Below are 20,057 nucleotides of genomic sequence, written 5' to 3'. Positions count from 1 at the left end.
TCCCATACTTCCTTGACCTAGATTGTTCTTCGTGCGCCAAAAGGCGCAAGGAGAGAGCATGAGCAAAACACCCATTACGGTAGCTTATGGCGATGGTATCGGCCCGGAGATCATGCAAGCCACGCTGCAAATCCTAGAAGCCGGAGGGGCACAGCTCGAGCCCGAGGTTATCGAGATCGGCGAGAGCGTCTACCGGCGTGGGCACACCAGCGGCATCGAGGAGAGGGCCTGGGAAAGCTTACGTCGCACCAGGGTCTTCTTAAAGGCTCCCATCACCACCCCCCAGGGCGGGGGCTACAAGAGCCTCAACGTGACGGTGCGCAAAACCCTGGGGCTATATGCCAACGTGCGCCCGGTACAGAGCTACGAGCCTTTCGTCACCACCAAGCACAAATCCATCGACCTGGTGATTGTGCGGGAAAACGAGGAAGACCTTTACGCCGGCATCGAACACCAGCAGACCGACGAGGTGGTGCAGTGCTTGAAGCTCATCTCCCGCCCCGGCACCGAGCGCATCGTGCGGTATGCCTACGAGTTTGCCCGGCGCAATGGGCGCAAGAAGGTCACCTGCATCACCAAGGACAACATCATGAAGCTCACCGATGGGCTATTCCATCGGGTCTTCGACGAGATTGGGCAGGAGTACCCCGAGCTGCAAAAGGAGCACATGATTGTGGATATCGGCGCAGCCCGCCTGGCCGAGATGCCCGAGCGCTTCGACGTAATTCTGGCGCCCAACCTATACGGCGACATCCTCTCGGACATCGCCGCCGAGGTGGCCGGCTCGGTGGGGCTGGCCGGCTCCGCCAATGTGGGTGACGACTGCGCCATGTTCGAGGCGGTGCATGGGAGCGCACCCGATATCGCCGGTAAGGGCATCGCCAACCCCTCCGGCCTGTTGCAGGGGGCGATCCTCATGCTGGTGCACATCGGGCAGCCTGAGGCCGCCGCCCGCATCAAAAACGCCTGGCTCAAGACCTTGGAGGACGGCATCCACACCGCCGATATCTACGACGAACGGGTCAGTGTCAAAAAGGTGGGCACCGCTGAGTTTGCCCAGGCCGTGATTGAACGGCTGGGCCAGCAACCCGAGCGCCTGCGCCCGGCCAAGTTTGGCGAGGCCAGCAAACAACCCATGGTACCGCTGATGGTTCGCAACCCCAAGCCGGCTAAAAAAGAACTGGTTGGGATTGACGTGTTTTTCAACTGGCGCGGCACCAAACCCGAGGAGCTGGCCAAGCTGCTCGAGCCCCTCTCCACCGAGAAGTTCAAGCTCACCCTGATCACCAACCGGGGCGTAAAGGTATGGCCGGGGGGCTTTCCCGAAACCTTCCGCACCGACCACTGGCGCGGGCGGTTCATGGCCCAGCAGGGCACCCCCAACCACCACGACATTGTGGAACTGCTAGGCAAAATTGCTGCTGCCGGCATGGACTTCATCAAAACCGAACATCTTTACAACTTCGACGGCAAGCCGGGGTACTCGCTGGGGCAGGGGCAGTAGGGAAACCCAGCTTTCTCAGGGCAGAACTCATATGGGCCAGGCTGGATTAGACTATCGGGGATGGAGTCCAGAAGGCGATTCAGTCATCGAATCACGGTGCAGGAGTGTGATATAGACAGCCTGGGACACGTCAACAACACCGTCTACCTGCGCTATATCGAAGATTGCGTAACAGCCCACGCTCAAAGCGTGGGCATGAGTCTATCGCGTCTGCGCCAACTGGGGGTTGTTCCAGTGGTGCACCGGCATACCATCACCTACCACCGCCCGGCCCATCTAGGCGAAGAGCTCGAGGTCAGCACTGAAATCGTAAATTTCAGCAGCTTCCGGGCCACCCGCCACAACCGGATAGTTCGCGCCGGGGTCTTGCTGGTCTCGTGCGAGACCGACTGGGTCTGGATCGACCCCTTGCGCCAGCGCCCCAAATCGGCGCCCCTGGAGGTTCAAGAGGCGTTTGGGCTGGCCTGATTACCCCGCAAGCAGCGGGAAGCCGCTCTATTGTTTCTTTCTAAGTAAAGCGTGCCCTCCTGTTTGAATCTGGTACAAAGCGCTCGAGCGCTCCCAGTGGCCTTAGAATCTTTGGCGTGGATACGCTGGAATTGCTCCGTATCAACCTACTCTCCCCTGCCGTGCTGGCCTTTGCTCTGGGCATCGTGGCCACCCTGGTCAAGTCCGATCTAAAAATTCCCGATGCACTCTACACCACCCTCTCAATCTATCTGCTGCTCTCCATCGGGCTCAAAGGAGGAGCTGCCCTTGCCACCACACCTTTTGTCGAGGTATGGAAGCCCGCGCTGGCCACGCTGGCTTTAAGCGTGATCACCCCACTCCTCTCCTATGCTGTCCTGCGCCGCCTGGGGCGCTTTGATGTGGTCAACGCAGCGGCCATCGCCGCCCACTACGGCTCGGTCTCGGCGGTTACCTTCATTGCCGCCACCACCTTCATGCAAGCCGCAAAACAGCCGGTGGAAGGCTTTCTGCCCACACTGGTAGCCATTTTGGAGGTTCCGGCCATCGTAATTGCCCTGCTAATTGCCCGTCGAAGCCTGGGGGGTGGCTCGCTGGCCGAGGCGGTACGGGAAATTTTCGCCGGCAAGAGCGTTTTGCTGCTGGTAGGGGGTTCGGTGATGGGGTTCCTGACCGGGCCCGAGGGCCTCAAGCAGGTAGCAGCGGTGTTCGTGGATCCTTTCCGCGGTGTGCTGGTGCTGTTTTTGCTCGAGCTGGGAATGATAGCGGCCAAACGCCTGCGCGACTTGCGCTCGGTGGGGGGCTTTTTGGTTGGTTTTGGAATTGTTATGCCGCTAATCCAGGGCAGCCTGGGGGTGTGGCTGGGCAGCCTGGCCGGCATGTCGGTGGGCGGTGCCATGGTGCTGGGCACCATGGCCGCAAGCGCCTCGTATATTGCCGCTCCAGCAGCGGTGCGCATCGCCCTGCCCCAGGCCAACCCCAGCTATTATCTGACCGCCTCGTTGGGCATCACCTTTCCCTTCAATCTGACCCTGGGCATCCCCATCTACTACGCCATTTCTCGCTGGCTGCATGGAGGTAGCTAATGGCCTTGGTTTCACTCAAACTGGTCACCATCATCGCCGAGGGGTTTCTAGAAGAAAAGCTGGTGCGGGACATCAAGAGGCTCGGGGCCAAAGGCTACACCATTACGGATGCCCGGGGCGAGGGCAGCCGGGGGGTGCGGGCCAGCGAGTGGGAGGGCAGCAACATCCGCCTCGAGACCATCGTAAGCCCCGCTGTGGCTGAGAGAATCCTGAACCACCTGGCCGAAGTGTATTTTGCCAACTACGCCGTGATTGCCTTTGTGGAGAACGTCGAGGTGGTGCGGGGTGATAAATACACCTAGCCAGACCGTTATGACCACGCTCCAGACTTCCACACCCCTGTTCCGCCGTCCCGCCGGTAATACACCACGCCGCCCTTCATCACCAGCTCGAGGTGCTGCTCGGGGCGGGTAAGCACCCGGATGTCCTCGAGCGGGTTCCCCTCCACCGCAATCAGGTCGGCGTAGGCACCGGGGGCCACCACCCCCAGCCGCCCCTCGGCCCGTAGCAGCCGGGCGGCATACAGGGTCGCGCCGCGGATGACCTCGAGGTTGGGCTGCACCTGCGCCCGGATGGTGAACTCCTCGAGCTGGTGCCGGTGCATGGCCCCCAGCAGGTCGGTGCCGTAGGCCAGGTTCACCCCGGCTTTATAGGCCATCTCCAGCGCGGCCAGCCCCTTGTCGAGCACCAGGTCAATTTTGTAGGCCACCTCCCGGGGCAGACCCGCCGCGACCCCTTCTTTGGCCAGGGCCTGATAGGTGACCAGGGTGGGCACCATCCAGGCATCGTGCTGCAAGAACAGCTCCACGCTGGACTCGTCAATCAGGTTGCAGTGCTCGAGGCTCCGCACCCCCGCGCGCAGGGCCCGGTTGGCCGCGCGGACGGTGTAGGTGTGGGCCATGACGTACAGGTCGGCCATCTCGGCCTCCTCCACCGCGGCCCGGATCTCCTCGAGGGAGAACTGGTCGTTGGTCAGGCGGTCGGTGGGCGAGGCGATGCCGCCCCCCAGCATCAGCTTGATGTGGTCGGCCCCCCGGCGAATCTCCTCGCGAACCGCCCGCCGCACCTCGGGCACCCCGTCCACCACCCGGCCAAAGGCTACCGGGGTGCTAACCGTCTCGACTGCGATTTCACCCGCCGCCCGACTGTCGGCGTGGCCCCCGGTCTGGCTCAGGGCCCGCCCGCAGATGAAAAGCCGCGGCCCCACAATCAGCCCCTCCTCCACCGCCCGCTTGAGGCCAAAGTCGGCCCCGGCCGCGTCCCGCACGGTGGTAAAGCCGCGCAAGAGCATGGCCCGCATAATCTCGGCGGCCTGCAGGGCGTTGTAGTGCGGGGAGGCGTTGTGCAGTTCACGCAGGTTGGCTGTCCAGGCCAGCACGTGCACGTGGGCATCAATCAGCCCTGGCAGGAGGGTTTTACCCCCCAGGTCAATCTGTACCACCCCGGCAGCCCGGGCCTCGGGGGCTTCTAGGTGCATGGGCTCGAGGCGCTCGATCAGGCCGTCCCGAACCACCACCCGCTGATTGGGCAAAAGCAGGCCAGCTTGTACATCCAGCACGCTGGCGTTTTGGAGGAGGGTTATAGGCAACACAGGCAAGTCTAACACCCCATGCGTTTGTACTATTTTTCCCATGAAATAGGGCTTAAAGTCACTCAACTACCGCATGGTTTTCCGATAGGATATGGGCAAGCACAGGAGGTGCTATGAACGTTCTGGAACGACAGCAGGAGGCGGGCCTGGCAACCCCTACACCCATCATCAACGACTTTTCGCTAGTGGTAGCCACCGCCAACGGAACCGGAAGTCAGACCGCAAACCTCACGCTGTTGCGGTCTTTTTTTAAGCTGGGCATACCGGTTCACGGCAAGAACATCTTTCCTTCCAACATCCAGGGGCTTCCTACCTGGTATCACATCCGGGTGAGCCACGAGGGCTACATTGCCCGCAAGCCCTCGGAAATTCTGGTAGCCTTCAACCCCGCCACCGCCCACGAAGACCTGCAGGAGCTGCCCAGTGGCGGGGTGTGTATCTACAACGCCGACCTGAAGAACCTGCCCAAGCGCAACGATATCACCTATTACCCGGTTCCGGTCAACGAGCTGATCGCTGGGATTGACGTGCCGGTCAAGCGCAAGCCCTACATCGCCAACATGACCTACGTGGGGGTGGTGGCCTGGATGCTGGGGGTGCCGCTGGAGGTGGTGGAAGAAGCCCTGGGTGCGCAGTTCGACTACCGCCAAAAGCTGGTGGAAAGCAATATGCAGGTGGTGCGCCGGGCCCACGCCTGGGCCACCGAGAACCTGCACAAACAAGACCCGTTCCGCCTCGAGCCCATGAACAAGACCGAGGGCCTGATCATCATGACCGGCAACGAGGCCGGGGCCTTAGGGGCGGTGTTCGGCGGGGTGAGCGTGGCGGCCTGGTATCCCATCACCCCCTCCACCAGCTTTATGGATGCCCTGCGGGAGTTCTTGCCCAAGCTCCGCAAGGATGAAAACGGCCATCCCACCTACACCGTGATTCAGGCCGAGGACGAGCTGGCCGCGGCGGGCATCGTGATGGGCGCGGGCTGGGCGGGGGCCCGGGCCCTCACCGCCACCAGCGGCCCCGGCATCAGCCTGATGGCCGAGTTCGTCAGCTACGGCTACTTCACCGAGATTCCCGCGGTTATATGGGATATCCAGCGGGTAGGCCCCAGCACCGGCCTGCCCACCCGCACCAGCCAGGGGGATGTCGCCTTCGCCTACACCCTGGGCCACGGCGACACCAAACACCCCATTCTATTTCCCTCCTCGATTGAGGAGTGCTTCGAGTTTGGCTGGAGGTCGCTGGACCTGGCCGAGCAGCTTCAGACCCCGGTGTTTGTACTCTCCGACCTGGATCTGGGCATGAACAACTGGATGGGCCGACCCTTCAAGTACCCCGACCAGCCCATGCAGCGCGGCAAGGTGCTGAGCGCCGAGCAGCTCGAGGCCCTAGGCGGCTTCGCCCGCTACAAGGACGTGGACGGCGATGGCATCCCCTACCGCACCCTGCCCGGCACCCCCCACCCCCTGGCCGCCTACTTCACCCGCGGCAGCGGCCACAACGAGCTAGCCCAGTACAGCGAGCGGGCCGACGACTGGGCGCGCAACATGGCCCGTCTGGCCCGCAAGTTCGAGACCGCCCGCCGCTTGGTGCCAGCCCCCGCCATAGACCACCACCCCGCGGCCAAGGTGGGCCTGATTGCCTACGGCACCACCCGCTATGCCATCGAGGAAGCCCGCGACCGGCTGGCCTCCCAGCTTCCCACCAGCTTTTTGCGCCTGCGGGCCCTGCCCATCAACCAGCAGGTGCGCGATTTCGTGGCGGCCCACGAGCGGGTCTACGTCATCGAGCTCAACCACGACGGGCAGATGTGCAGCATCCTACGGGCCGAGATGCCCGATTACGCCGCGCGGATTCGCTCCATCGCACACCTGGACGGGCTGCCCCTCACGGCCCGCTGGGTGCAAGAACGCCTGTTGCAAGCAGAAGCCGGCGCATAAAAGCAAGCCGGAGGATGATCCTATGGAAAACCTCAACCCAGCCTCCCCCATCAAGCTCAACGCGGTGGGTCTCAGCAAAAAAGACTACGACGGCAGTCCCAGCACCCTGTGCAAAGGCTGTGGGCACAACAGCATTGCCAGCCAGATCGTGCAAATCGCCTTCGAGCTCAACCTACGGCCCCACCAGATCATCAAGCTCTCGGGCATCGGCTGCTCGTCCAAGTCGCCGGCCTATTTTTTGGGCATGTCTCACGGCTTCAACGCCCTGCACGGGCGGATGCCCAGCGTGGCTACAGGGGCCCTGCTAGCCAACCACACCTTGAAAGCCATTGGGGTCTCGGGCGACGGCGACACCGGCAGCATCGGGATGGGGCAGTTCAAGCACCTGATGCGCCGCAACCTGCGGATGGTTTACATCGTGGAGAACAACGGTGTGTACGGCCTCACCAAGGGGCAGTTCTCGGCCACCGCGGAAGAGGGCCTCGAGCTCAAATACGCTGGTCACAACGAGTTTCCCCCGGTCGACCTGTGCATGGAGGCCATCATCGCCGGGTGCGGCTTTGTGGCCCGCAGTTTTGCCGGCGACGCCAAGCAGGTGCGCGAGCTGCTCAAAGCTGCCCTCTCCCACCGGGGCACCGCCCTGCTCGACATCATCAGCCCCTGTGTGGCCTTCAACAACGAGGACGACAGCCCCAAGAGCTACGGCTATGGCACCAAGCACGAGCAGCCCCTGCACGAGCTGGGCTTTATACCCTACGCCGAGGAAATTGCCATCGAGCCTTTAGAGCCCGGCGAGTTCCGCACGGTGCGGCTACACGACGGCTCCCTGATTAGCCTGCGCAACCTGGGCCACGACTACGACCCCACCAACAAGCTAGCAGCCCTGGAGCGCCTCCAGCGGGCCCAGGAGACCGGGGAGTTCATCACCGGCCTGATCTACTACAACCCCGAGCGGCCCAGCCTGGCCGAGCTCGAGGGCCTGAGCACCCCCCTGGCCCAGCTTTCCCCCGAGCAACTGCGCCCCAGCCCGGCCGCTCTGGAGCAGTTGTTGCAGGCCTATCGTTGATAGGCCTTCGAGCAGGACTACAACCAGCCGCGCAGCCGGTAGACCAGCAGCCCCAGGTACTCCCGGACAAGCGGGGTCAGGGCCTGCAAGCGGTCGGCGGGGGCTGCCAGGGCCCGATCGAAGCGGGGCTCGCTCGAGTTCACGCTCAGCACCTCGAGGCCCAGCTTGCGAAAAGCCCCCGCCGCCCGGCGGCTGTGGGCGGGCGTGGTAACCAGGAGCACCCGCTGCCAACCCCGCGCCTGTACCAGCTCAGCCACCGCCAGGGCCTCGGTGCGGGTGGTGCGCATCTGGGGCAAAAAAAGGATCTCCGGGCCTTCGTCCCCGTACAAGGCCTGCACGCGCTGGGCGGCCACCCGGCCCAGCGAAGGGCAGCGGGCGTCGCCAAAAATCTCCCCCACCGTGTCGGAGAGGGTGATGCGGGGGGCATACCCGGCCCGCCAGAGCTCGAGGCCCTTCTCCAGCCGGGCCAGCGAGGAGGCCTCGAGCTCCCCCGCCCCGCAGTGCATCCCGCCCCCCAGCACCACAATCAGGTCGGCTTTTTGCGGGGCTTCATTCACAATCAGCCCCTCGGCCAGCGTCCGGGTGAGCGGGGTAAACACCACCGCCGCAACCAGCAGCGCACACAACACACCCCCTCCAAGCAAAACCCGGAAGGTGGGGCCCCACCCCCCCAGCAGCGTTCCGCCCAGCCACAGCCCCACCAGCGGCCCCAGGCCCAGCTCGGGGTTGATCACCAGCCCCAGCGGTAAGAGCAGCAGGCTCAGTCCCGCAGCCATCAGTAACCGTAGCGATAATCCGGGCATCGTGATCATCTTACCGATTACCGACCCAGCCTCGAGAAAAACCGCCTGCCGGGCTGTTGGACAGGGTTATCTGGCAACTTTTTATGACGCTTTTTATGCACAAAACGCGTGATACGATATATTCATGGCCGTTTTGACCACCGACCAGAAAATGGTGCTGGACATGGTGCGAGCTGTCTCCCGCGAGGTGCTGTGGGCGATGGCCCCCGAGTACGACCGCACGGGGCAGTACCCCTGGCCCCAGCTCAAACAGCTCGCCCAGCTCGGGCTCCTGGGCATGACCACCCCCGAGGCCTGGGGCGGGGCCGGGCTCGACTCGGTCACCTGGGCTTTAGCCATGGAGGAGATCGCCGCCGCCGACCCCAGCGTGGCGGTAATTCTTTCGGTCACCTCCGGCCTGCCCCAGTACATGCTGAACCGCTTTGGCAGCGAGGCGCAAAAAAAGAAGTACCTGGTGCCCCTGGCCCGCGGCGAGTGGATTGGGGCCTTCTCCCTCACCGAGCCCCACGCCGGCTCCGACCCGGCCTCCCTCAAGCTCTCGGCGCAGAAAGTGCCCGGCGGCTGGGAGCTAAACGGACTTAAGAGCTGGGTCACCTCCGGCGGACAGGCCCAGGTGTATGTGGTGATGGCCCGCAGCGAGGCCGGCATCAGCAGCTTTATTGTGGAAAAAGACACCCCCGGCCTCAGCTTCGGCAGCCCCGAGGAAAAGATGGGCCTGCACGCCGCGCACACCTGTGAGCTGCGCTTCGAGGGGGTTTTCGTGCCTGAAGAGAACCTTCTGGGCCAGGAGGGGCGCGGGCTGGCCCAGGCCCTGGCCGGACTGGACTCGGGGCGCATCGGCATTGCCGCCCAGGCCGTGGGAATGGCCCGCGCGGCCTTCGAGATTGCCAAGCAGTACGCCGATGAGCGCACCCAGTTCGGTCAGAAGATTCGGGAATTCCAGGGGGTGGGCTTCAAGCTGGCCGAGATGCACACCCGCATAGCCGCCGCCCGGGCCCTGGTGCTGGAAGCCGCCGCTAAAAAAGACCGGAGCGAAAAGTACACCCTCGAGGCCTCCACCGCCAAGCTCTTTGCCTCCGATGTGGCCGTGAACGTAACCCGCGAGGCCGTGCAGGTGCTGGGGGGCTATGGCTACCACCGCGAGTACCGGGTGGAACGCTATTACCGCGATGCCAAGATTACCGAGATTTACGAGGGCACCAGCGAGATACAGAAGCTGGTAATCACTCGCGAGCTTTACCGCTAAACCCGCCCGGTTGCAGCCCTGGGGCTCTTGGCCGTAGGCTTTGAGCCGATGAATGTCTTGATCATTTATGCCCACCCCAACCCCAGCTCCTTCAACGCCACCCTGCGGGATCTGGCCGTGCGCACCCTGAGCCAGGCCGGGCACAGCATTCTGCTTTCCGACCTTTACACCATGCGCTTCAACCCGGTGCTGAGCGCCCAGGAGCTGCAGGGCGACCTGCAAGACATCCAGCCCGAGATCGAGAAGGTGCGGCGGGCCGACCTGCTGCTGTTTCAGTTTCCCGACTGGTGGTACGGGATGCCGGCCATCATGAAAGGCTGGATTGACCGGGTATTTGCCTACGGATTTGCCTACGACGACCAGCACAGTTTCGAGAACGGCCTTTTGCGGGGTAAGAAAGCCATGCTCAGCCTGACCGTGGGGGCCCGCGAAGACTACTTCCGCCAGGCCCCCCAGCGCGACCTGATGCGGGTGCTCGAGCCCATCCACTACGGCATTTTTGCCTACTGCGGCCTGGAGGTGCTGCCCCCCTTTATCGCCTACGGGCCGGGCGAGATGAGCGAGGCCGAGCGTAAAGCCACCCTCGAGGCCTTCCGCGAGCACCTCAAAAGGCTCCCCGAGCTCGAGCCCCTGCGCTTCAGCTCGACTTAAGCCATAACGGCTAGGCTACCCCCATGCACCGTCGCACCGTACTCAAAGGCCTGGCCTCGGCCCTGCTGGCCGGCCCCTCTGTGCTAGCGCAAGTCGCCCCCGACCCCAGCAACCCCCGCCACCACCAACTGGCCGCCTCGTACTCGGCCCATCACCGCGGCATCGCGCTGCTGGTGATGGTGGACGGCCAGATCCTGTTCGAGGATTATCCGGGCCAAGGCCGCCCCAGCCGCGCCCACGAACTGGCCAGCGGCACCAAAAGCTTCAGCGGCGTCATGGCCGTGGCCGCTGTGCAGGACGGCCTGCTTTCGCTGGAAGAACCCCTGGCCCAGACCCTGACCGAGTGGCAGGACGACCCCTGGCGTTCGCAAATCAACCTGCGCCAGCTCCTCCACCTCACCAGCGGCATTCCCGGCGGCAACCTGGCCCGCCCCCCCACCTACCAGGCCGCCCTCGAGACCCCCGCCGAGGCCCCGCCCGACACCCGTTTTTCCTACGGCCCCATCCCCTTTCAGATTTTTGGTGAGCTGATGCGCCGCAAGCTGAAGGGTGACCCCCTCGAGTACCTCACGCGCCGCATCTTCAAGCCCATTGGCCTGGAGTACGCCTTCTGGCGCCGGGGGCCCGACGGCCACCCCCACCTGCCCTCCGGGGCCTTTCTCACCGCCCGCAACTGGGCCCGGTTTGGCGAGCTGGTACGCCAGGGCGGGCGCTGGCAGGGCCGGCAGGTGGTGGACGAGGCTTTGCTGCAAAAGTGTTTTGAGCCCTCGAGGGTCAACCCCATCTACGGCCTGACCTGGTGGCTGGGACGGCCCATCAGCCCAGCCCAGCGCGCGGCCATTGGACGCGTAGGACGGGAGATCGACTCGCTGGCCGGTATCCCCGGCCTCCCCGACGACCTGGTCATCGCCGCTGGCGCGGGCGACCAGCGCCTCTACATCAGCCGCCAGCTCAGGCTGGTGGTGGTGCGGCAGGCCGAGGGCATTGTGGAAAGCCTGGCCGGGCGCCGAACCGGCTTCTCCGATGCGGTTTTTCTGCGCCTGCTCCTGACCGGGCAGGGTTAGCCCAAAGCCGCCGGATGCGCTAGACTGCCGCCGTGACGCAAGGTGAAGTACGCGAACTGGTCTGGAACGCCCTGGCCCAGCACCGGGCCGCCACCTACCCCACCCCACCGCACGGGCATCATCCCAACTTTGTGGGGGCCAGCCGCGCCGCCGAGCGCCTGATGGGCCTCCGGCTGTGGCAGTTGGCGACGGTGATCCTGGCCGGGCCCGACCAGGTGCTCAAGCCGCTGCGCGAGGCCGCCCTGAAGTCCGGCAAAATCGTCCTCATGCCCCACCCCGACAAAGCCGGGCGGTACCTGAGCCTCGAGGGCCTCTTACCCCACCAACTCAAGCGGGTGCGGGAGGTGGCCCAGCTAGGCAAACCCATCGAGCTAAAAGAGACCACCATCGACCTGGTGCTGGTGGGGAGCGTGGCGGTGGACGAGCAGCGACACTGGATCGGCAAAGGCTATGGCTTCCCCTACAAAGACCTGCAGGTGGCCGCGCCCTGGGTTACCCTGGCCCACACCCTGATGATTTTTGATGAGCTGCCCTGCCCGCCCGAACGAAGGGTAGATCTGATCGCCACCCCCCATCAGATCATTGGGGTTTGAGGTGGCCGTCGGGCAGACCCCAGATCGCGGCAGGAGCCAGCTCCACCAGGTTGCCGGCCGGGTCGCGCACGTACAGGCTGGGGCCGGCTTTCCACTCGGCCCAGGTGACCGGGTAGCCGTGGGCCTCGAGGCGCTCCGCCCAGCCTGGCAGCTCCTCTGCGGCCACCCGGAAACACACGTGCACGCTGCCTAAGGCCCCATGCGGCGGCAGGGTGGTTTCCTGCTGGGTGGCCTGGGGGTTGAAGACCAGAAAAACCCCCGGCCCGGCCCGAAAAAACAGATGCCGCCCCGGCTGCTCGGCGAAAAGCTCCAGGCCCAGCAACCCCTGGTAAAAGCCCCGGGCGGCCTCGAGGTCGCCCGCGTAGACACAGGTCTCGAGCACCCCTGCAATGCCCATACTGGCTCCATCAAAACCCATCTGCCGGCTCACGGTCAAGCGCGCTGGCTGGCCTCGGCCAGGGCCCGCAGTCCCGCGGCCAGACCGGGCTCGAGGTCGCCTTCGGCGTAGCGCCACGCCCAGTTGTCCCCCAGCCGTCCGGGGAAGTTCATGCGGGCCTCGGGGCCCAGCCCCAGCACGTCCTGCAAAGGCACAATAGCCAGCTTGGCCGGGCTTTTGAAGGCCAGCTCGATCAAAGCGCCCGCGACCTCGTATTCCGACAAACAACGGATGCCATAGCGGGCCAGGTAGGCCCGCATGAAGGCCCGCTCGGCCTCCGGCGCGGTGCGGAACCATCCCAGGGTGGTGTCGTTGTCGTGGGTTCCGCTGTACACCACCACATTGCCGTGCGCGGGGTAGTTGTGGGGCAAAAAGGCGTTGTCCTCACCGGAAAAAGCAAACTGCAAAATCTTCATGCCGGGGAACCCGAAGCCATCGCGCAAAGCCTCCACCTCGGGGGTGATCACCCCCAGGTCTTCGGCAATGATGGGCGCATCGCTCAGTTGGGCCCGCACCGCAGCAAACAGCTTCTCCCCTGGGGCTTTGACCCAGCGCCCCTCCACAGCATTGGGCCGGCCAAACGGAACCTCCCAGTAGGCTTCAAACCCGCGGAAGTGGTCGATGCGCACCAGGTGGCACTGCTTGAGCGACTGCCTTATGCGGGCAATCCACCAGGCAAAGTTGTCCCTTTCCATCACATCCCAGCGATAGAGCGGATTGCCCCAGAGCTGGCCGGTTTCGGAGAAGTAGTCCGGCGGAACGCCCGCCACCACCGTGGGGTTGCCATCGGCCTCGAGGTAGAAGTACTGCGGGTTGGCCCAGACATCTGAGGAATCGAAGGCCACAAAGATGGGCATATCGCCGATAATCTGAATCCCCTTGGATTCGGCATAGGCCTTGGTCTGGCCCCATTCCAGATAAAAAAGCCACTGAATCCACTCGTAAAGGGCCACCTCCTCGGCCAGCTCCTCACGGGCCCTGGCCAGGGCAGCCGGTTCACGGTCGCGCAGCTCGGGGCTCCACTCGTTCCAGGGCTTGCCGTCAAACCGGGTCTTGAGGGCCATAAAGAGCGCATAGTCTTCCAGCCAGAAGCGCTCGGCCTCGATAAAGGCTTCCAGTCGGGTCTTATCCTGGGCCGAAGCCCTTGCCCGAAACCCCGCGAAAGCCCGCCGCAACAGGGGCCAGCGGGTCTGGTAAAGCCAGCCATAATCCACGCGCTGGGTCGGATACGGCGGGGGCGCTTCGCTTTGTTCCAGCCAGCCTTTTTCAATCAGCATCTCGGGGTCAACCAAATACGGGTTACCGGCAAAAGCCGAGAAGGACTGGTACGGCGAGTCGCCGTAACTGGTAGGGCCCAGCGGTAAGACCTGCCACCAGCGGGCTCCCGCATCGGCCAGCCAGTCCAAAAACCGCTCGGCCTCGCGGCCCAGAGCCCCAATCCCCCAGCGACCCGGAAAACTGGTGGGGTGGAGCAAAATTCCAAAAGCGCGTTGGAGTTGCATAGCAAGGCTAGTCTATACCCAGACCGGCACATTATGGAAGCGCTTCTATGGGGAAAATCAAACCGTAAAGGGGCCAGGAAATCAATCCCAAAACCGATAGGCTGCTTTTAGCTTCCTGCGATGTACCCCTCCACGCCTTCTACAAAACGTTGTAGTCCGTTGATCACGGATACTCCGGCTTTCCTTAGCGCAGCTGGCCTCACTCCAGACAATAACTGACCCGCCCCAGCGAAAGATAACCGGGGCAGGCGGGGAGAAGCTGTGCGTTAGTCGGCAGCGGCCCCGACCACGCCCAGGGCTTCGTCTACCAGGGCCAGCCCCTCTTCAATCACATCCAGGCCGTATTTCAGTTCCTCGCGGTTGATCACCAGGGGTGGGCAGACCCACAGCATGTTGAAGCGGCTAAAGGCGTAGATGTGCCTGGACTTGAGGTAGCCCGCCAGTTTTTGCATCTCGGGCGAGGTGCCGTTGAAGGGCGCCAGGGGCTCTTTGGTGGTTTTGTCCCTGACCAGCTCGAGCACGCTGAACAACCCGATATAGCGCACATCCCCCACACAGGCGTATTTCTTGCGCATGGCCTCGAGGCGCTCCCCCAGGTAGCGGCCCTGCTCGAGGGTGTTTTCAAACAGGTTCTCCTCTTCGTACACCGCCAGGTTGGCTACCGCTGCTGCACACGAGACCGGGTGACCGGAGTAGGTCAGCCCGCCCCAGAGCATGTGGTCTTCGAAGAAGTCGGCGATGGGCTTGGAAACAATCACCGCCCCCAAGGGCATATAGCCGCTGGTAAGGCCCTTGGCGCAGGTCACGATGTCGGGCTTGATACCGTAGTGCTGGGTGGAGAGCCACTTGCCGGTGCGACCAAAGCCGCTCATCACCTCGTCGGTAATAAGCAGGATGCCGTACTTGTCGCACAAAGCCCGCAGCTTGGGGTAGTAGTCGTCGGGCGGTACCAAAAGCCCATTGGAGCCGGTAATCCCCTCTACCATAATGGCCGCGATGGTGTGGGGGCCCTCGAGCTGGATAACCTCCTCGATGTGGCTCACGCACTCCCGCTGGCAGCTATCCGGGGTTTTGCCAAAAGGACAGCGGTAGCAGTAGGGATCAAAAACCCGCACAATGCCCGGCACACCCGGCTCCACCGGCCAGCGCCGGGGGTCGCCCGAGGCGGTCATGGCCCCCATGGTGGCCCCGTGGTAGGAGCGGTAACGGGTGATGATCTTGTCCCGGCCCGTATACAGGCGGGCTATCTTCATGGCGTTCTCGTTGGCCTCGGCCCCGCCCAGGCAGAAAAACGACTTGGCCAGCCCGGTCACCTCGGCCAGCTTTTTGCCCAGTTGGCCTCGAGGCTCGGTGGCAAAGCTGGGGCCGGCGAAGCACAGCTCGTCAACCTGTTTCTTGATGGCCTCGAGCACCCTGGGGTGCTGGTGGCCCACGTTGATGTTGATGAGCTGGCTGCTGAAGTCCAGCCACTTGTTGCCCTCACCATCCCAGAACCACACACCCTTGGAGCGGGTCATATGGATGGGATTGGCGGCGCTTTGCACCGACCACGAAAACAAGGTGTAGTCGCGGTTTTCCTGGATAACTTCCTTGGACGAGCGTTCCATACCCGAGCCTCCCTTAGGTATCTGGTTGCCTCAATGGTAGCCCTCACAGCGGGGGGAGGCAATGGTCAGAGTGTCCAAAAACCGGTCTGTAAGCCCGCCGGTCTAACCGCGCCGTGTGGGGTTTGGGGTTAGCCGCAGCTCAACTTTTAGTATCTGCTGCCCCCGCCGCACCGTAAGGACAACGGTGTCCCCCACCTCTTTGCTGCGAATGTAGCGCTGCAACTCGGTGACGTTGTTGAAGGGGCGGCCATCGGCCTCGAGGATCACGTCAAACTCGTAGACCTCTCGACCGTTCTCACGCCGAATAGCAAAGCCGCGCAAACCCGCCTGCTCGGCGGCTCCACCGCGCAGCAGGCCCTGGATCAAAACCCCTTCCCTGGGGATGCGCAGGGTGGCTGCGGTTTCATCGTCAATCTGGAAAAGCTGCACGCCAATGTAGGGCACATCGCGCCTGCGGCCGGCCCGCAGTTGCGCAATCACCTCATCCAAGCCTTGCAACGGGGAAAGGTAGCTTTCGAATACCCCATTGGGCTGTCCAATCGCCACCACCACCGCCACCACCCGCCCCGCCAGGTTCAGCACCGGGCCGCCCGAGTCGCCGGGGGCTAAAGGGATGGTGGTGGAGATGGCAATGGAGTTGAAAAAGGGGAAAATATCGCGCTCGACGGTATTAACCAGCCCGTATCGGGGCGCGATAAACTGGCCCCTCGAGTTCCCAATAGCCAGCAAGGGCTCGCCCACCCGTGGGCCGAGGGTGGTCTCGAGGGGCAAAAACTGCACCGGCTCCTCTACCCTGGCGCGCAAAATGGCGATATCACGAAACTCGTCGTAGCCCACCAGTTCGGCGGCGAACGATTGGTTCTTGGAGTTGATCACCCGGAAGCTGCGGGTATCCTCGATGACGTGGTAGGCGGTCATCACCAGGCCATCGGCGCTGATGAAAAAGCCGGAGCCCGTGCCCTCAGGCACGGTTTCGATGCGCACCGCCGCCGGAAGGGCCTGGGTATAGACCCGCTCGAGGGCCGCGCGCACCTCAGAGGTGAGGGCGCGGGGCGCTTGCAGCGGCTGGGCTTGAATCACAGCCGCCAGCCAGCCCACCGCGCCGAGGATCAGAGCAAGCAACCCAAAACGCCGCATCTCGGTCTCCTGAAGACAGCGTTATACGACAAGGGTAGCGCATGGTCACTTTTTGACGATGGGGGGATGCACATTCTTTTCTCTCATACAAACAGCACCCCCCTTCCCGTCTTCCAGGAAGGGGGTTCGGCAGGTAAGGTTTATCGGCCGGAAAGACCGCGGTTAATCTCAGCCACCATAGCGGTCACAATCTGGGCCACGTTGGTGTCCGACTTCTGCACCGCCTGGGAAAGCGCGTTGCCCCAGGGCCCCCAGACCTTACCCATCTCGGGGATGTTGGGCATGGGGGTGCCAAGGGCGATCACCGCCGAGAAACCGGCCACCACCGGGTCGTTGCGCAGTTGCTGCACGGCCTGCTTGGAAACCGGCAGGCGGCCACCGGCCTTGTTAAAGGCCACCTGGTTCTGGGTACTCACCAGCAGCTTGGCAAAGTTAGCCGCCGCGGTCTTGTTGCGCGAGTAGGCGTTCATGGCCACGCCCTGCACCCCCACAAACGGGCGCCACTGCCCACCGCCGGGGGGGTTGGGCATGGGGGCGATGCCAAAGTCGATGTTGGCTTTTTTATACTCGCCAACCGCCCAGGGGCCGTTGAGAATCATGGCCAGCGCCCCTTCCTTGAAGGCGCTATCGGCCACGCCGTAATCCACCCCCTCGGGAACCAGCCGGTAGCGGTAGCGCAGGTCTTTGATAAAGCTCACCGCGCGGTTGCCCGCATCCCCGCCCAGACGGGTCTGGCTGGCATCCACGCCCTGGGCTGTGCGGCCAAACACGCTGGCCCCATAGGCCGTGAACCAGCCGTAGTTGAAGTAGGGGTTGGCCAGGTCGTAGAGGAAGCCAAAGGAGTTGCCCTTGGTGTTGTCCTGGGCAATTTTCAGGAACTCGTCCCAGGTCTTGGGGGCTTCCTTGACCAGCTTTTTGTTGTAGATGAGGGCCACGGCCTCGGCGAACATGGGCAGCGCGAAAAGCTGGTTGCGGTAGGTGAGGGCATCCACCGCCACATCCGAGAGGCTTTGAATGTAGCTACGGGTAGCGTACTTGCCCATAGGCTCGAGCACCCCCGCAGCCGCCATCGCCCCCACCCAGTCGTGGGGGATGCTCACCACCAGGTCGGCCGCCTGACCCTGGGGCGCCCCCAGGATGAACTTATTCTGGATATCGCTAAAAGGTACCTCCACCACCTCAACCTGGGTACCGCTGCTTTTGGCAAAGCTGGCCGCGGTCTGCTTGAGCCAGGCCAGCTCAGGGCCGCCGTAATGAGTCCAGACCGTCAGCTTACCTTGCGCCATAGCGGAGCCTAGCAGGCTCAAGGCCGCCACAGCCCCAATCCAAAAACCTCTCTTCATGTCTTCCTCCTTGGCCGGGTTCAAGCACAGACCCTGGCCGCTCCGACGACACTCGATGGCAGCGCTTCCACGTTGTCCACAACGTCGCTCTTGGAAGTCTACCTTCTGCGTCAGAGGTATCTTACTACATCCAATCTGCAAGTAAAGGGCCCGGAATTGCTCCAAAGCCAAGCACAGGCCCAGCCGCACATTTTCCGCCAGGTGCCATACCAGCCCCCACCAAGGGAAAGCGCAAAAACCAGCCGGAGACGGGTTTTATTTTTTGGGTGGCTGGCTGGGCCGCAGATCCAGCTGGCTGGGGATGATGCGGGGATCGCTTTGCAGCAGGTACAGCACGGCCTGCGCAATATCCTGCGGCTGAATCTTCCAGGGGGCCCCGGTGCTGTTGCCCGCAAAGGGCGTGTCCACCGAACCGGGCAGGATGCTGCTCACCCGAATGCCGTGGTAGCGCAAATCCAGCATAGCCGCTTCGGAAAAGCCCAGCAGGCCAAACTTGCTGGCGTTGTAAGCGGCTCCGTTGGCAAAGGCGTTTTTCCCAGCCAGCGAACCTATGTTGATGATGTACCCCCCGCCGCGGCGCTGCATGGCCGGTACGGCGGCTTTGGTGGCATAGAAGGAGCCGGTGAGGTTGGTTTGCAGCACCTGCTGCCACTCCTCTGGGGTCAGTTCGTGCACGGGTTTGAAAATACCTATTCCAGCATTGTTGATCAGAAAGTCCAGGCCGCCAAAATGGGCCTCGAGCTGCTGCACAGCCCGCTCCAGGTCTTCGTAGCGGGTCACGTCGCCCGGCAGGGCCAGGCTGTTACCCAGTTCCGCCGCCAGGCGGGCCAGCCTGGCCTGGCTTCGGGCAAACAAACCAACCCCCACACCGTTAGCCACCAGTTGCTTAGCGACCTCGAGGCCAATTCCAGAGGAAGCCCCGGTAACCAGGGCCACTTTCCCACGCAAACCACTCATGCGCTCATACTGCAAAAAAAACAGGGCGAACCTTGTGTTCGCCCTCACCAACAGGCTCGGTTATTTGGGTTTATAGATATCCACCCCACCCGCTTTTTCCAGGTTCTGCATGAGGAACTGCGCGGTTACCAGGGGTTTGCTGCTGGCATCGCCCGGCAGGGTGCCGGCAAACACCTCGAGCACATCGGCATAGCCATCCCCGTCCGAGTCTTTCATAGCCTTGAGCGCCTCGTATAGGGCCTCGCCAATGCTACCTTTGAAGTTTGCCCGCACTTGATTGCCAAAGGCATTCCAGGGTGCGCCCCCGTTGGGGCTCACATGGCAGTACTGGCAGGTTACCGTACGCACCTCGCCATTGTCGGCCACGAGGTTAAACTGCGCAATGGCCTGCAAGCGATAGGGGCCTCGAGCCTGCACCAGCGGCATCGCAACCACGACCAACATCAAAACCCAAAAACTGATTTTTCGCACAATGCCCTCCTTTGGGGCCGCGTCACTATCGAACGGTGATCTTGCCGTACATGGTTCGGGCGTGCGCCACGTTGTTTGTGCTCAACGAGCAGATGTACTCGTACTCGCCCGCGATGTTGAACACTTTTTTGAATCTATTGGGCTCGTAGGGTAAGTTGGTTGCGGGGATTTCCTCTGGTGGATTGGAAAAAGGCTTCGTCTGCACCGTATGGGACGAACTGGGATCAGCGTTCACAAACTCGATGCAGTCGCCCCTTTGGATGGTTACATCCGGGCTATCGGTATTGCCCACCTTAAAGCCCGCCTCCACGCTCACCGCCCGAATCACAACGCAGGCCTTCGGCGCAGCAGGCTGGCAGGAGACCAGCCCAATCAGCAGCACAAACACTCCTAACCACCGCACAAACCCAGTGTACATCCTGTACCAGGCACCAGCCCTCAAAACAACCCTGGCTTCCCTTAAGGGGGTCTCGACCCGCGCATCTTTCACCTCCACCCCTAGCTACGCACAGACCACCGGATCGGATTCATAAGCTGAACACCCGGTCGGCCACAACCTCGAGCCAACAAACTTTTATTGCCCAAAGACCCGAAGT

At 63.0% G+C, this 20,057-nt stretch carries 20 protein-coding genes; 10 read left to right on the top strand and 10 right to left on the bottom strand.

Features of this window, described 5'->3' with window-relative positions; translation table 11 throughout:
• The first annotated feature begins 58 nt into the window (after nucleotides 1-58).
• From MRUB_RS05735 to MRUB_RS05720, 4 genes are all read left to right on the top strand, one after another.
• Entirely contained in the window at nucleotides 59-1,504 is a 1,446-nt protein-coding gene (locus MRUB_RS05735; RefSeq protein ID WP_013013417.1) for an NADP-dependent isocitrate dehydrogenase, read from the top strand.
• A gap of 60 nt (nucleotides 1,505-1,564) precedes the next feature.
• Entirely contained in the window at nucleotides 1,565-1,972 is a 408-nt protein-coding gene (locus tag MRUB_RS05730; RefSeq protein ID WP_013013416.1) for an acyl-CoA thioesterase, read from the top strand.
• 116 nt (nucleotides 1,973-2,088) lie between these two features.
• Entirely contained in the window at nucleotides 2,089-3,057 is a 969-nt protein-coding gene (locus MRUB_RS05725; RefSeq protein WP_013013415.1) for a sodium-dependent bicarbonate transport family permease, read from the top strand.
• Complete coding sequence (locus tag MRUB_RS05720) at nucleotides 3,057-3,359, top strand: P-II family nitrogen regulator (RefSeq protein ID WP_013013414.1); 303 nt, start codon at nucleotides 3,057-3,059, stop codon at nucleotides 3,357-3,359. Before MRUB_RS05725 ends, MRUB_RS05720 begins: the two co-directional genes overlap by 1 nt.
• Before the next feature lie 8 nt (nucleotides 3,360-3,367).
• Here MRUB_RS05720 and MRUB_RS05715 read toward each other — a convergent pair whose 3' ends face one another.
• Nucleotides 3,368-4,648: a metal-dependent hydrolase family protein gene (locus MRUB_RS05715; RefSeq protein ID WP_015586499.1), complete on the bottom strand. Its 1,281-nt coding sequence runs from the start codon at nucleotides 4,646-4,648 to the stop codon at nucleotides 3,368-3,370.
• A gap of 113 nt (nucleotides 4,649-4,761) precedes the next feature.
• Here MRUB_RS05715 and MRUB_RS05710 point away from each other — a divergent pair, with 113 nt between their 5' ends.
• Complete coding sequence (locus MRUB_RS05710; protein WP_013013412.1) at nucleotides 4,762-6,585, top strand: 2-oxoacid:acceptor oxidoreductase subunit alpha; 1,824 nt, start codon at nucleotides 4,762-4,764, stop codon at nucleotides 6,583-6,585.
• A 22-nt stretch (nucleotides 6,586-6,607) separates the two neighbouring features.
• On the top strand, nucleotides 6,608-7,651 hold the full coding sequence (locus MRUB_RS05705; protein ID WP_013013411.1) for a 2-oxoacid:ferredoxin oxidoreductase subunit beta: 1,044 nt from the start codon (nucleotides 6,608-6,610) through the stop codon (nucleotides 7,649-7,651).
• Between the two features lie 17 nt (nucleotides 7,652-7,668).
• Here the strand turns inward: MRUB_RS05705 and MRUB_RS05700 are convergent, their stop codons facing one another.
• Nucleotides 7,669-8,427: a YdcF family protein gene (locus MRUB_RS05700; protein WP_013013410.1), complete on the bottom strand. Its 759-nt coding sequence runs from the start codon at nucleotides 8,425-8,427 to the stop codon at nucleotides 7,669-7,671.
• A 151-nt stretch (nucleotides 8,428-8,578) separates the two neighbouring features.
• Here MRUB_RS05700 and MRUB_RS05695 point away from each other — a divergent pair, with 151 nt between their 5' ends.
• Genes MRUB_RS05695 through MRUB_RS05680 form a run of 4 tightly spaced genes read left to right on the top strand, consistent with a single transcriptional unit; the run spans nucleotide 8,579 to nucleotide 12,008 of the window.
• Entirely contained in the window at nucleotides 8,579-9,700 is a 1,122-nt protein-coding gene (locus tag MRUB_RS05695) for an acyl-CoA dehydrogenase family protein (protein WP_013013409.1), read from the top strand.
• A 48-nt stretch (nucleotides 9,701-9,748) separates the two neighbouring features.
• Nucleotides 9,749-10,351: an NAD(P)H-dependent oxidoreductase gene (locus MRUB_RS05690; RefSeq protein ID WP_013013408.1), complete on the top strand. Its 603-nt coding sequence runs from the start codon at nucleotides 9,749-9,751 to the stop codon at nucleotides 10,349-10,351.
• Between the two features lie 23 nt (nucleotides 10,352-10,374).
• The gene (locus MRUB_RS05685; protein WP_013013407.1) at nucleotides 10,375-11,415 is read left to right on the top strand and encodes a serine hydrolase domain-containing protein; all 1,041 of its coding nucleotides are present in this window, start codon (nucleotides 10,375-10,377) and stop codon (nucleotides 11,413-11,415) included.
• Nucleotides 11,416-11,447: 32 nt separating this feature from the next.
• Nucleotides 11,448-12,008, top strand: a complete 561-nt coding sequence (locus tag MRUB_RS05680; RefSeq protein WP_013013406.1) for a 5-formyltetrahydrofolate cyclo-ligase — start codon at nucleotides 11,448-11,450, stop codon at nucleotides 12,006-12,008.
• Here MRUB_RS05680 and MRUB_RS05675 read toward each other — a convergent pair.
• From MRUB_RS05675 to MRUB_RS05640, 8 genes are all read right to left on the bottom strand, one after another.
• Nucleotides 11,995-12,405 carry a VOC family protein gene (locus tag MRUB_RS05675; RefSeq protein ID WP_013013405.1) on the bottom strand — a complete coding sequence of 137 codons (411 nt, stop codon included), beginning with the start codon at nucleotides 12,403-12,405 and terminating at the stop codon, nucleotides 11,995-11,997. The genes MRUB_RS05680 and MRUB_RS05675 overlap by 14 nt on opposite strands.
• 35 nt (nucleotides 12,406-12,440) lie before the next feature.
• Nucleotides 12,441-13,946, bottom strand: a complete 1,506-nt coding sequence (malQ, locus tag MRUB_RS05670; protein ID WP_013013404.1) for a 4-alpha-glucanotransferase — start codon at nucleotides 13,944-13,946, stop codon at nucleotides 12,441-12,443.
• A 266-nt stretch (nucleotides 13,947-14,212) separates the two neighbouring features.
• The gene (locus MRUB_RS05665) at nucleotides 14,213-15,553 is read right to left on the bottom strand and encodes an aminotransferase class III-fold pyridoxal phosphate-dependent enzyme (protein WP_013013403.1); all 1,341 of its coding nucleotides are present in this window, start codon (nucleotides 15,551-15,553) and stop codon (nucleotides 14,213-14,215) included.
• Between the two features lie 102 nt (nucleotides 15,554-15,655).
• Nucleotides 15,656-16,690 carry a S1C family serine protease gene (locus MRUB_RS05660; RefSeq protein ID WP_013013402.1) on the bottom strand — a complete coding sequence of 345 codons (1,035 nt, stop codon included), beginning with the start codon at nucleotides 16,688-16,690 and terminating at the stop codon, nucleotides 15,656-15,658.
• A 140-nt stretch (nucleotides 16,691-16,830) separates the two neighbouring features.
• Entirely contained in the window at nucleotides 16,831-18,033 is a 1,203-nt protein-coding gene (locus MRUB_RS05655; protein ID WP_013013401.1) for a sugar ABC transporter substrate-binding protein, read from the bottom strand.
• 255 nt (nucleotides 18,034-18,288) lie between these two features.
• Entirely contained in the window at nucleotides 18,289-18,990 is a 702-nt protein-coding gene (locus tag MRUB_RS05650) for an SDR family oxidoreductase (protein ID WP_013013400.1), read from the bottom strand.
• 60 nt (nucleotides 18,991-19,050) lie between these two features.
• Nucleotides 19,051-19,461, bottom strand: a complete 411-nt coding sequence (locus MRUB_RS05645) for a thrombospondin type 3 repeat-containing protein (RefSeq protein ID WP_013013399.1) — start codon at nucleotides 19,459-19,461, stop codon at nucleotides 19,051-19,053.
• A 25-nt stretch (nucleotides 19,462-19,486) separates the two neighbouring features.
• Nucleotides 19,487-19,864: a cupredoxin domain-containing protein gene (locus MRUB_RS05640; RefSeq protein ID WP_156113831.1), complete on the bottom strand. Its 378-nt coding sequence runs from the start codon at nucleotides 19,862-19,864 to the stop codon at nucleotides 19,487-19,489.
• Nucleotides 19,865-20,057 lie beyond the last annotated feature (193 nt).

Origin of the sequence: Meiothermus ruber DSM 1279 (assembly GCF_000024425.1) — a bacterium.
GTDB lineage: Bacteria > Deinococcota > Deinococci > Deinococcales > Thermaceae > Meiothermus > Meiothermus ruber.
The sequence above is the reverse complement of the archived record's forward strand: the minus strand, read 5'-3'. Positions and strand labels throughout refer to the sequence as shown.

Bases quoted from the DNA above. Each gene is read 5' to 3' on its own strand.
- MRUB_RS05700 (WP_013013410.1), bottom strand. From the start codon at position 8,427: ATGGCTGCGGGACTGAGCCTGCTGCTCTTACCGCTGGGGCTGGTGATC.
- MRUB_RS05735 (WP_013013417.1), top strand. From the start codon at position 59: ATGAGCAAAACACCCATTACGGTAGCTTATGGCGATGGTATCGGCCCG.
- MRUB_RS05675 (WP_013013405.1), bottom strand. From the start codon at position 12,405: ATGGGCATTGCAGGGGTGCTCGAGACCTGTGTCTACGCGGGCGACCTC.
- malQ (WP_013013404.1), bottom strand. From the start codon at position 13,946: ATGCAACTCCAACGCGCTTTTGGAATTTTGCTCCACCCCACCAGTTTT.
- MRUB_RS05665 (WP_013013403.1), bottom strand. From the start codon at position 15,553: ATGGAACGCTCGTCCAAGGAAGTTATCCAGGAAAACCGCGACTACACC.
- MRUB_RS05650 (WP_013013400.1), bottom strand. From the start codon at position 18,990: ATGAGTGGTTTGCGTGGGAAAGTGGCCCTGGTTACCGGGGCTTCCTCT.
- MRUB_RS05730 (WP_013013416.1), top strand. From the start codon at position 1,565: ATGGAGTCCAGAAGGCGATTCAGTCATCGAATCACGGTGCAGGAGTGT.
- MRUB_RS05720 (WP_013013414.1), top strand. From the start codon at position 3,057: ATGGCCTTGGTTTCACTCAAACTGGTCACCATCATCGCCGAGGGGTTT.
- MRUB_RS05685 (WP_013013407.1), top strand. From the start codon at position 10,375: ATGCACCGTCGCACCGTACTCAAAGGCCTGGCCTCGGCCCTGCTGGCC.
- MRUB_RS05655 (WP_013013401.1), bottom strand. From the start codon at position 18,033: ATGAAGAGAGGTTTTTGGATTGGGGCTGTGGCGGCCTTGAGCCTGCTA.
- MRUB_RS05710 (WP_013013412.1), top strand. From the start codon at position 4,762: ATGAACGTTCTGGAACGACAGCAGGAGGCGGGCCTGGCAACCCCTACA.
- MRUB_RS05695 (WP_013013409.1), top strand. From the start codon at position 8,579: ATGGCCGTTTTGACCACCGACCAGAAAATGGTGCTGGACATGGTGCGA.
- MRUB_RS05690 (WP_013013408.1), top strand. From the start codon at position 9,749: ATGAATGTCTTGATCATTTATGCCCACCCCAACCCCAGCTCCTTCAAC.
- MRUB_RS05660 (WP_013013402.1), bottom strand. From the start codon at position 16,690: ATGCGGCGTTTTGGGTTGCTTGCTCTGATCCTCGGCGCGGTGGGCTGG.
- MRUB_RS05705 (WP_013013411.1), top strand. From the start codon at position 6,608: ATGGAAAACCTCAACCCAGCCTCCCCCATCAAGCTCAACGCGGTGGGT.